A 10,688-nucleotide genomic window follows, 5' to 3' on the forward strand; every position below is an offset into this window, starting at 1 on the left:
GGGGGGGGGGGGGGCGGGCGGCGCGGGCTGGTGGCTCGGCTCAGGAATCGCGCGGACAGGGATGTGCGAGCTTGCGCTCGCCGGCGGTCCGTCCCTCCACAGGCGGGGTACCGGCTCCGTTGTCCCGATCCTGGTCATGGGCCCCGGCCCGATGTCGGTGGTCGCTGATTCAATACAGGTATGACAAATTCGGGTGACGCGGTGCAGGCGGTCGAGGCGGTGCAGGCGGGCGAGACGGCGCGGACGCTCGACGCGGTGCGCGCGCTCGCCGGTCTCGCGGCGAGGCTCGCCCGCTCCTCGGCACCGGTGCTGCTCGCGGGGGCGGTCGCCCTGCACACGGCGTACCGGGCGGCGCTGCTCGTGCCGGAGTCGTTCGCGCGGGGGAGTCGTCTCTCCCGGAGCGAGGCGGGAGACCTCGTGGAGCGCTCGATCCGAGCCGAGTTCGCGACTGCGCTCGGGATGTCGGAGCGCGCGGCGTCTCGGCGTCTCGAGCACGCTCGGCTCCTCATCGAGGACCTCCCGGCGACCCGCACCCTCCTGGCCGAGGCCCGGATCCTCTGGGAGGCCGGCGAGGTCGTCTGCGCCGCCGCCGCGACCCTCCCCGCTCCGTCGCGCGCGCCCTTCGACGAGCGGGCCGCCGCCGCGGCGCTCACGCAGACGCCCACCCAGCTCCGACGGACCGTGGCGCGGTTGCGCGACGAGCTGCACGAGCAGCCGTTCACCGAGCGCCACACCCGCGCCCGCGAGGACCGCAGCGTGTGGCTCGGCGCCGAGGCCGACGGCATGGCCACGCTCTGCGCCCTGCTGCCGGCCCCGGTCGCGGTCGGCGCCTACAACCGTCTCGACCGCATCGCCCGCTCGCTCCGCGACGGGGCGGACGCGGCGGGGATCGGGTTCCGTGCAGGTGCAGGTGCAGGTGCAGGTGCAGGTGCGAGTGCGAGTGGGAGTGCGAGTGCGACTGCGACTGCACAGAGCGGTGCTGGTGCCCGTGGCGATGCTCCGGTGGCAGTCGGCGCGCGGACGGACGCTGGTGCTGGTGCTGGTGCTGGTGCTGGTGCTGGTGCCGGGCTCGGCGCGGAGACGGGTGGCGGCGCCGGTGGAGACGCTGACATCTCCCTCGGCGACGGCCGGACGCTCGCGCAGCTGCGGGCCGACGCGCTCGTCGATCTGCTCATCGACGGCGACATCTCCGCAGACGGATCCTCGGGAGAAGGAGCGAGCGCCGTCCGTGCCTCGGGCTCCGGAATCCACGCCTCGGGCTCCGGAATCCACGCCTCGGTCTCCGGAGTCCGCGCCGACGTGCGCCTCACCCTGGCCGCCAGCACCGCCGTCGGCCTCGACGACGCGCCGGCCGAACTCGACGGCTACGGTCTCGTCCCCGCCGACGTCGCCCGGGAGCTCGTCCGCACGGCGGCCACCTTCACGCGGGTGCTGACCGATCCGGACACGGGAGTGGTGACGTCGGTCGGCAGGACCCTCCGCGTCCCGCCCCCTCGGATGCGCCTCCAGCTGCAGCTGCGCGACCGGACCTGCCGGTTCCCCGGCTGCACCCGCTCGTCCTCGACGGCCGAGGCCGATCACACCCTCGAATGGCGGAACGGAGGCGAGACCGCCCTCGGCAACCTGGCCTCGCTCTGTGTCGCGCACCACCACGTCCGCCACGGCGACCGCTGGACCTACGCCCTCCATCCGGACGGCACCGTCGTCTGGACGACCCCCACCGGCCGTCGGATCACCGACCGACCGCGGGCGCTGCCCGGGGCTCCGCTGCCGCCCACGCGACGACCGACGCCGCAGTCGGCGCAAGAACCGGAGCCGGAGCCGGAGCCGCAGCTGAAGTCGAAGCCCGAGCCGGAGCCGGAGCCGCAGCCGCAGCCGCAGCCGCCACGATCTTCGTCCTCGCTGTTGTGGTCGTCGCGACCGTCGTCACCTCGGGCGTCCCCCTCGGTGCTGTCGCCGACGCGGCCGCGGTTCGTGGACGCGTCTCCGCCGTTCTGATCCGCAGCCCGACATGCCGGGCGATTCGACACTCCGTCGGACGCGAGGCGGTGAATCGCCGTGCCTGGACACGCCCAGGCGCCCTCGCGCTCTCTCACCTCCGGCGCCGCGAGGTCCGTCGGCACGTCGGCGCTTCGTCGAGCCTCGAGTTCCGCGCCCCGCGCCCCGAGCTCCGAGCTCCGAGCTCCGAGCCCCGTGTCCCGGACCTCCGAGCCTCGAGCACCGTGTCCCGTCGTGCTTCGGCGCTTCGGGGCGTCGGCCACCGCGTCCCGGTCCGCCCGTGTCCCGGTCCGTCCCTGTCCCCGGTCCGCCCCTCCGTCCCGGTCCGCTCCCGTCCCGCTCCGGCTGGCGGACGCCCCCGCCGCGCAGGAGAGCCGTCGAACTCGGGAGATCACGACCGGACGACCTCCACGTGGTTCACGTTCTCCGGCGCCCGCTGCCCGCCGCCCGCCGCGTCCGTCGGCCCACTCCTTCCCTGTCCTCTCCTGCCCTGCTCTCTCCTGCCCCGTCCGGTCAGGAGCGTCCGGCCGCGGCGACCGCTCCACGCCGCCCGTGCCGCCGCCCGTGCCCCCGCCCGTGCCGCCGCCCGACCTCACCGGATGCCGCTGCGCGCGAACCCCTGCACGAAGTAGCGCTGGAAGCACAGGAACAGCAGCACCATCGGCAGCACCGACACCAGCGCCAGCGCCATGCTCGCGCTGTAGTCCGGCGTCGACTGGCCCTTGAGGTAGAGCAGGCCGATCGGTAGCGTGAACAGCTCGTTGTCCTTCAGGGCGATCAGCGGCCAGGCGAAGTCGTTCCAGCTGCCGAGCAGAGTCAGCAGGATCAGGACGGCGATCAGCGGCTTCGAGAGCGGCAGCACGATCTGCAGGAACACCCGCAGGTGGCCGGCGCCGTCGATCCGCGCCGCCTCGATCAGCTCCTCCGGGATGGAGAGGAAGAACTGCCGGGCGAGGAAGATCCCGAAGGCCGCCGCTGCTCCGGGCAGGATCACCGACCAGTAGGTGCCGTAGATCTGCAGTCCGGTCACGAGCTTGAACTGCGCGACCATGATCGCCTGCACCGGGATCATCATCGTGGCCAGTGCGAGCAGGAACAGCAGGTTCCGCCCCGGGAAGCGCAGCCGCGCGAAGCCCCAGCCGGCCAGCAGGTTCACCACGACGGTGAACACCGTGACGAACACCCCGATCACGATCGAGTTGACGAACCACTCGCCCACGGGGAAGCGCGCGAACACCGTCGCGAAGTTCTCGAACGAGATCTCGCTCGGCCAGAAGCGGGGCGGGCCGGGCGCGAACACCTCGCCGCGCGGCGAGAAGGCGATGACGAGCATCCAGTACAGCGGGAAGAACACGATCGCCGAGGCGACGATCGCGACGACGAGGCGGACGACGAGTCCGGAGCGGGAGCCGTCGCGGCGGGAGGGACGCCGGCGCGGGGTCTCGCGGGCGGTGGCCGCGGCGACCGCAGCGGGCGTGGTGACGGTGGAGGACGACATGAGGGCTCCTAGTCGACGAGGTCGCGCGTGCGGCTCGTGCGCCACTGCAGGTAGGTGAAGGCGAGGGAGACCATCAGGATGACGACGCCGAGCGCGGCGCCGTAGCCCTGCTCGCGGACCTGGAAGCCGTTGCGGTACGCGTAGGTGCCGAGCACCGACGTGGAGAAGCCGGGGCCGCCGCCCGTCATCACGAAGACGATGTCGAAGACCTGGAACGAGGCGATCACGTTCATGATCAGCAGGAAGAAGGTGGACGGGCCGACCAGCGGCACCGTGAGTGCGCGGAACTGCTGCCAGCGCGTCGCTCCGTCGATCCGTGCGGCCTCGTAGAGCTCGGGCGAGACGCTCTGCAGGCCCGCCAGGTAGATCACCATGTTGAAGCCGATCCGCAGCCACACCGCGGTCAGCATCACCGAGATCATCGCCGCGGAGCCGTCCGACTGCCAGGCGACCGGCGAGGCGCCCAGCGAGCTCAGCACCTTGTTCACGATGCCCGAGGACTCGCTGAAGATCGTGACCGCGATCATCCCGGAGGCGACGCCCGAGATCACCAGGGGCAGCACGATCACCGTGCGGAAGATCCCGCGCGCGGGCAGGACGGAGTTGAGCAGCACGGCCAGGCCGAGGCCGCCGGCGAGCTCGAGCGGCACGGTGACCGCGGTGAAGAGGAGCGTGTTGCCCAGGCTCTGCCAGAACACCGGGTCGGCGCCCATCCGCAGGTAGTTCGCGAAGCCGACCCACTCGGGCGTGCCGAAGCCGCGCGACTCCTGGAACGAGAGCTGGATCGCCCAGAGGATCGGCACGAACAGGAACAGCGCCATCAGGAGCAGGTTCGGGCCGACGAAGCCGAAGCCGGCGAGGGCCTCGCGCCTGCGGGCCGACCGCGGCCGGGCGGAGGAGCCCGCCCGGCCGCGGAGGGTGGTGGCGGTCATCAGCTGGTCGCCTGCTGGATGGCCGCGTCGAGGCCGGAGAGGGTCTCCTCGGTGCTGCGCCCGCCGACGAACGCCTCCTCGAGCTGGTCCTGCATCGCGACGGAGATCTTCGCGAGGAACGGCGAGGTGAGCTGCTGCACGTCGCGCGGGGTGATCGTCGCGGCCTGCTCGACGAAGACGGGCATCACGTCCGGGCGCACCGCGAAGTCGATCGACGCGGGGTCGATGTCGGACCGGGTGGGCAGCTCGTTCGTCGCCGCGCAGAACTCGGCCATGGTGTCGGCCTGCGTCATGAACGAGAGGAACTCGGTCGCGAGCTCGGGGTTGTCGGTGTCGGCCGTGGCGACGAGGGCGTTGCCGCCGAGGTCGGTCGCGCCGCGCTCGTCGACGGGCATCGGCGTGGCGGTCCACTCGAAGTCGGCGAGGTCGTCGATGTCCGGCACGAGGAAGGACCCGGCGAACGCCATCGCCGCGGTCTGCTCCGTGAAGAAGGAGTCGGCGTAGGTGGCGGACTTCACCGAGCTGGTCGGCGGGACCCAGTCGTTGTCGAAGAAGCTCTTCGTGAAGTCCAGGGCCTTCGCGCCCGCGGCCGAGTCGATCGCCGGAGTGGTGCCGTCCTCCTCCAGCAGCGTGCCGTCGGCCTCGAACAGCCAGCTCAGCCAGCGGGGCGTGCCGCCGAGCTGCCAGTTGTAGACGAACGGGTACTGCTCGGCGGGCAGGCTCGCGCGCAGCTTCGCGGAGGCGTCGGCGAACTCCTCCCAGGTCCACGCCTCGTCGGCGGTGGTCGGCACGTCGGTGATGCCGGCCGCCGCGAGCAGCTGCGTGTTCACCAGCAGCGCCGACACGTCGGTCTGGTGCGGGACGCCGTAGGGCTTCCCCTCGAAGGAGACGGCCTCCTGGAACGCGGGCGTGAAGGAGTCGAAGTCGTCGATCCGGTCGGTCAGGTCGAGCAGCTGCTCCTGGCTGGAGTAGACGCCGAGGTTGCCGTAGTCGACGCGGAACACGTCGGGGGCCTCGCCCGACGACAGCTGCGCGTCGATGTTGCTGAACATCTGGTCGTAGGGGACGACGTTGAGCTCGACGCTCGCCCCCTCGTGCTCGGCCTCGAAGTCGGTGATCAGCGACTCGAAGGCCGCCTGCTCGGACTCGCTGGCCCAGGTGGTGAAGGTGATCGAGTCGGCGTCGGCCGAACCGCCGCCTCCTCCTCCGAAGCCGCTGCAGCCGGTGAGGGCGGCGGTCGACGCCAGGACGGCGGCGAGAGGGATGAATCGTCTGCGCATGGGTGGTCTCCTGCTGTGAAGGGTCGGACGGGGGCGGGGTCGGAGGGCCGCGTCAGGCGGGGCGGCGGAGGGCGGTCTCGACGAGCGAGACGAGGCCGTGCGGGCCGAGCTGGCCGACGAGCAGGTCGAGCGGAGTGGGGACGGGCAGCGCCGAGGCGGCGCGGCCGAGGCGGGAGGCGGGGACGGAGGCGGCCTCGCGCTCCTCCGGCTCCGGGTCGGCGAGGGCCAGCGCGACAGTGGCGGCCACGTCCTCGACCGCGCGGACGCAGCCGAAGCGGACGATCCGCTCGTCGTCGATCAGGGCCTCGCCGTAGCCCGCGCGGAACGCCGAGCGCTGCACGTCGCTGATCGGCCGCGAGTAGATGACGCCCAGCTCGATCAGGAGCAGGTCGGCCTCCCGCGGGGCGACGGTGGCCTCGTCGAAGTCGATCAGCCAGGGGCGGCCGCTCTCGTCGATGACGACGTTGCCGGGATGCGGGTCGCCGTGGAGGGGCACGCGGGAAGTGGGCGTGCGGGCGCGCTTCAGCCGCCGCTCGGAGCCGGCGAGGGCGTCGAGGCGGGAGCGGTTCGCGCGCCACAGCGCGGTGAGGCGGGGGCGGGGCTCCGGCTGCGCATCGATCCTCTCGTCGGTCTCGGCGAGGAGGTCGGCGAGCGGACGGCGGACACGGCGGATGCCCCGCCGCACGGGAGGCGCGAGGGTCGGCGGCTCGGCGTCGTGCACGGAGCGCAGGACCGCGCCGAACCCCTCCCAGTCGAGGGCGTCCTCGCCGGAGTCGACCGCGTCCTCGCCGAGGATCCACGGCGCGACCGAGACCCGCAGCCCCCGGTCCTCCGCCCAGGGGCGCCCGTCGGAGGCGCGGTGCGGCGCCGCGACGCCCGGCACCCCCGCCTCTCCCAGCGACGCCGAGAGCGCGAGTCCGAAGCGCCCGTCGCGAGCCGACGCCTTGACGCTCCACAGCGCCCCGGAGCCGTCGGCCGCGCACCAGACGCGCGCTCCGTGGTCGAGTCCGCCGACGACGGGCTCCAGGTCGACGAGGCCGACGCCGAACTCGCGGCGCACCAGAGCGCGCGCCCAGGCGCCCGCCTCCTCGATCGTGTCCATCCCGCTCATGCTGACGCGCGGGCGCCCCGCGAGCAGGTGCTTGCGCGATCGGTGATCGTAGGCATGGGTGCGGGCTGAGCCGCGTCTCAGGCTCGGGCGGGGAAGAGGGCGAGCCGCTGCTCCGTCCCCTGCTGCCGGACCGTGAGAACGGGAGCCGCGAGCGCGTGACCGTGGTGGTAGCCCGTCACCGACTCGGGGGCGTCCCCGGCGGTGAGGGGCAGGAACGCGATCGGCGAGAGGTCCGCGTCGGCGCGGAACAGCGAGAGCGCCCTCGCGGTGACGACGGCCAGCAGCACGGGGTCCGGCTTCGCCGCGCGCAGCGCCGGGAGGTCGACCGCGGCTCCGGCGACCGCGAGCGTCCGCAGCGAGGCCGGCGTCTCCGGAGTGTTCAGCACCGCGGTGACGCCGCCGTCCGGATGCTCGGCCCGCAGCCTCTCGAGGCTCGGCCGTGACCACCGCTCCTCGACGCGCCGCCGGAGCCCGAAGCCGAGCACCGCGACGATCACCGCGGCCACCGCGAGCACCACGCCCCACCCTCCGTAGAGCTGGAACGCCCGGGCCCCCGACCACGCCGCCGCGACGACCACCGTCGCCCCGAAGAACGCCTCGCTCCCGAGCGACCGCAGCCGGGTCGACTGCACCTCCTGCGTCACGAGCGCTCCTCCGGGTCGGGCGGGGATCCACCCCTCGCGCGGAAGGCCGGCTCAGCGCCCGCGCCGCGCCCGCGGATCGGTGAGGAGCCGGACCGGGGGGAGGTCGGCCAGGTCGGGGGACACGAAGCCCAGCACGTCGGAGTGGTGGTCGGCGGAGGCACGGCGGAGGAAGGACCAGCACTTGAGCGAGGACGGGCGCCGGTCGAGGGGGAGGGGAGCGGCCTCCACGATGATCACGGTGGCGGAGCGGTGCAGGATCCGCACGGGCACGCGGCTCTCGCGGCCGTCGACGGTCCAGCTGGAGACGCCGCGGATGCGGCCGTCCTCGCGGTCGACCCCGACGGTGAGGACGCTCCGGAAGTCGTCGGACGCGGCGCCCATGCCGATCTGGAAGTCCCCGTCGGCGCCGTCGAGCACGAAGGCGACGTCGAGTCCGCGGCGGTGGCGGACGGTGAAGGTGGCGAGCAGGGGACCGCTCCCGAACCTCGGGGCCTCGTCGCGGGCCTGCCGGACACGCTGCTCCGCGTCGTCCTTGTCCATGGAGCCACTCCTGCCGTCCCGGCGGAGCGGGGCCCGCGCGCCCGTCGAGCCTAGGGGCAGGGCCTGCCGGTCAGCGGGCGCGCGGCAGGGTCACGCGGAACCGCGCTCCCACCGGTCCCTCCTGCGCCACCAGGTCGCCGCCGAGGGCCCGGGCCAGCCCACGCGCGATCGGCAGGCCGAGGCCTGAGCCGCCGTCGGCGCGGTTGCGGGCGTCGTCGAGGCGGACGAGGCGGTCGAAGACGCGCTCGCGGTCGGCCTCGGCGATGCCGGGGCCGTCGTCGTCGACGGTGATCGTGACGGAGTCGGCGGCCGCCTCGACGGCGACGTCGATCCGGGAGCGGGCGAAGCGGGCACCGTTCTCGAGGAGGTTGCCGAGCACCTGAGCCAGCCGGTCGGCGTCGGCGCTGACCAGGAGCGGCTCGGCGGGCCGGTGCAGCTCGATCGCGAGGCCCGGGCGGCGCAGCTCCTGGCGCTCGATCGCGGCCTCGGCGACGCCCGCCGGGTCCAGCGGACGCGACTCCAGAGCCAGGCCCTCGTCCAGCCGCGCCATCAGCAGCATGTCCTGGATGAGGCGGCCCGCGCGCAGCGACTCCCGCACGACGTGCACGGAGAGGCGCTCGCGCTCCTGCTCGCCGCCGTCGCCGCGGACGAGCGCGTCGGCGGCGGCCTGGATGCCGGCGACCGGCGTCCGCAGCTCGTGCGCGGCGTCCGAGACGAACGCGCGCATCCGCTGCTCCGCCGCGAGGGCCGTCGCCTCGGCGGCGAGGGCGCTGCGCTCGGCCTGCTCGAGGTCGTCGAGCATCTCGTCGAACGCGGTCGCGGTGCGGCCGAGCTCGGTCCGCGGGCGGGAGGGGCGCAGCCGCCGCCCGCGGTCGCCGTGCGCGATGTCGCGGGCCACGTCGGTCATCCGCTCGAGGGGCCGGAGGGTCGCGCGGACCACGACGATCAGCGCGAGGGCGGCCAGCACGAGGAACACGGCCGACGCGGCGAGCAGGATCCCGTTCAGCTGCGCGAGGGTGCTGCCCACCGATCCGGCCTCGCTGGTGAGCTGGAGTCGGGTGCCGTCGCTGAGGGTCGACTCGAGGGTGATCAGCTCGTCGTCGGCGGCGACGCTGCTCGAGACGACGGTGACGGCGGCGGAGGCGGCTCGGGGCGGGACGGCTCCGGAGGAGGAGCTCGTGCCGGGAGGCGACGGCGGCTCTCCGAGCTGGTCGGCGGCTCCCGGGCCCAGGCGCAGCTGCTCCGGGCTCGGCCCGGCCACGACGTCCTCGCCCTCGGGGCTCGTGATCCGCACCGAGACGCCCTGCGCCGAGAGGCGCGAGGCGAGGGCGTCGTCGGCGATCGTGCCGACCAGCGCGGCGGCGGCGGAGGCACGGTCCTGCAGCCGCTCCTCGATCTGGTCGCGGAGGCGCTCGCCGAGCACCGCCTGCACCGTCGCCGAGAGGGCCAGGAGCAGAACGGCCAGCAGCGCGAGCACGGCCAGGACGGTGCGGAGGCGGAGCGAGCCGGTCCGCAGCGCGCCCGGCCGGGAGCGGCTCACGCCTCCACCCGGTAGCCGAGGCCGCGGACGGTGTGCACGAGCCGGTCGCCGTGCGCCTCCATCTTCTTGCGGAGGGAGCTGAGGTGCACCTCGACGAGGTTCGGGTCGACGTGGTCGTAGCCCCAGACCTGCGTGAGGATCTGGGTCTTGGTGAGGGTGCGGCCGCGGTTCCCGGCGAGGAAGGCGAGGAGGCGGAACTCGGTCGCGGTGAGGTCGAGGGCGACGCCGCCGCGGCGGGCGCGGCCCGACTCCGGGTCGACGACGAGGTCGCCGATCTCGACGACGGACGGGATGCGGCCGCGGCGGCGCAGCACGGCGGTCACGCGCTTGACGAGCTCGGCGAGCACGAACGGCTTCACCACGTAGTCGTCGACGCCCTCGTCGAAGCCGCGGAGGCGGTCGTCGACGGCGTCGCGGGCGGTGAGCATGATCACGGCCGCGTCGCTGCTGCGGCGGATCCGCTCGGCGAGCACGATGCCGCTCGGGCCGGGGAGCATCCAGTCGAGGATCACCAGGTCCGGAGCGAAGGTGCTCAGCTCGCGGGCGAGGTCCTCGCCGGAGACGAGACCGCGGACCGTGAAGCGCTCGCTGCGCAGCGCGGTCTCGACGGAGGAGCGGATGGCGTCGTCGTCCTCGATGAGGAGCACACGGGCGGAGGAGGGCATGTGGTCGAACCTAGGGGCCGCGGATCGGGGCGCACCCGGCGTCTGCTGTGGAGGGTCTGTTCTTAAGTCCGGCTTCAGATTCGCCTTCGAATCTGAGATGGAACCGGCCGCAACCGATCCCGAACGGGGTCGGCACCGGGCCGGAACGAGGAGACACCCATGACCGAGTCGACCACCCCCGCCGAGAAGGGCTCGAGCTTCGGGCCGCGCCGTCCGAAGAAGCGCGCCCTGACCATCGGCATCGCCGTCGGCGCCCTCGGACTCGTCGCGCTCGGCTCGACCGCCGCGTTCGCCGCGACGCCGTCGAGCACGCCGACCTCCAGCGCCACACCGCTGCACTCCACCTCCACCGACGCTCCGTCCACCGATGCGCCGTCGACCGGTGCGCCGTCGACCGATGCGCCCGCCGAGGGCACCGCTCCCACCCCGCCCGGCCCCGGCCGGTGCGGCCCCGCCGGCCGGGGCCGGGCGGGGTGGGAG

10 protein-coding genes are annotated in these 10,688 nt (G+C 73.9%); 2 read left to right on the forward strand and 8 right to left on the reverse strand.

The genetic code is table 11. The annotated features are described in order from the left end of the window. The first annotated feature begins 180 nt into the window (after positions 1 to 180). On the forward strand, positions 181 to 1,998 hold the full coding sequence (locus C5B95_RS16735) for an HNH endonuclease signature motif containing protein (RefSeq protein WP_104349672.1): 1,818 nt from the start codon (positions 181 to 183) through the stop codon (positions 1,996 to 1,998). Between the two features lie 592 nt (positions 1,999 to 2,590). Here C5B95_RS16735 and C5B95_RS16740 read toward each other — a convergent pair. The 8 genes from C5B95_RS16740 to C5B95_RS16775 all read right to left on the reverse strand — a co-directional run bounded on the left by C5B95_RS16740 (position 2,591) and on the right by C5B95_RS16775 (position 10,208). Beyond that, entirely contained in the window at positions 2,591 to 3,496 is a 906-nt protein-coding gene (locus C5B95_RS16740) for a carbohydrate ABC transporter permease (RefSeq protein ID WP_104349673.1), read from the reverse strand. A gap of 8 nt (positions 3,497 to 3,504) precedes the next feature. Continuing rightward, positions 3,505 to 4,428 (reverse strand): carbohydrate ABC transporter permease, encoded by a 924-nt coding sequence (locus C5B95_RS16745; RefSeq protein WP_104225205.1) that lies wholly within the window; start codon positions 4,426 to 4,428, stop codon positions 3,505 to 3,507. After that, positions 4,428 to 5,708, reverse strand: coding sequence for a sugar ABC transporter substrate-binding protein (locus tag C5B95_RS16750; RefSeq protein WP_244229553.1), 1,281 nt, complete (start codon positions 5,706 to 5,708; stop codon positions 4,428 to 4,430). Before C5B95_RS16750 ends, C5B95_RS16745 begins: the two co-directional genes overlap by 1 nt. Before the next feature lie 52 nt (positions 5,709 to 5,760). Continuing rightward, on the reverse strand, positions 5,761 to 6,810 hold the full coding sequence (locus C5B95_RS16755) for an aminoglycoside phosphotransferase family protein (protein WP_104349674.1): 1,050 nt from the start codon (positions 6,808 to 6,810) through the stop codon (positions 5,761 to 5,763). Positions 6,811 to 6,896: 86 nt separating this feature from the next. Next, complete coding sequence (locus tag C5B95_RS16760) at positions 6,897 to 7,463, reverse strand: hypothetical protein (RefSeq protein WP_104349675.1); 567 nt, start codon at positions 7,461 to 7,463, stop codon at positions 6,897 to 6,899. A 51-nt stretch (positions 7,464 to 7,514) separates the two neighbouring features. Then, positions 7,515 to 8,003: a hypothetical protein gene (locus C5B95_RS16765; RefSeq protein ID WP_104349676.1), complete on the reverse strand. Its 489-nt coding sequence runs from the start codon at positions 8,001 to 8,003 to the stop codon at positions 7,515 to 7,517. A gap of 70 nt (positions 8,004 to 8,073) precedes the next feature. Continuing rightward, the gene (locus C5B95_RS16770) at positions 8,074 to 9,543 is read right to left on the reverse strand and encodes a cell wall metabolism sensor histidine kinase WalK (protein ID WP_104349677.1); all 1,470 of its coding nucleotides are present in this window, start codon (positions 9,541 to 9,543) and stop codon (positions 8,074 to 8,076) included. After that, positions 9,540 to 10,208, reverse strand: a complete 669-nt coding sequence (locus C5B95_RS16775; RefSeq protein ID WP_104225192.1) for a response regulator transcription factor — start codon at positions 10,206 to 10,208, stop codon at positions 9,540 to 9,542. The genes C5B95_RS16770 and C5B95_RS16775 overlap by 4 nt, the downstream gene beginning before the upstream one ends. 159 nt (positions 10,209 to 10,367) lie before the next feature. Here C5B95_RS16775 and C5B95_RS16780 point away from each other — a divergent pair. Further along, positions 10,368 to 10,688: hypothetical protein (locus C5B95_RS16780; protein WP_104349678.1), on the forward strand; the 321-nt coding region annotated here is incomplete at its 3' end.

The sequence above is a fragment of the Rathayibacter sp. AY1A7 genome (assembly GCF_002930845.1).
Taxonomy (GTDB): Bacteria; Actinomycetota; Actinomycetes; order Actinomycetales; family Microbacteriaceae; genus Rathayibacter.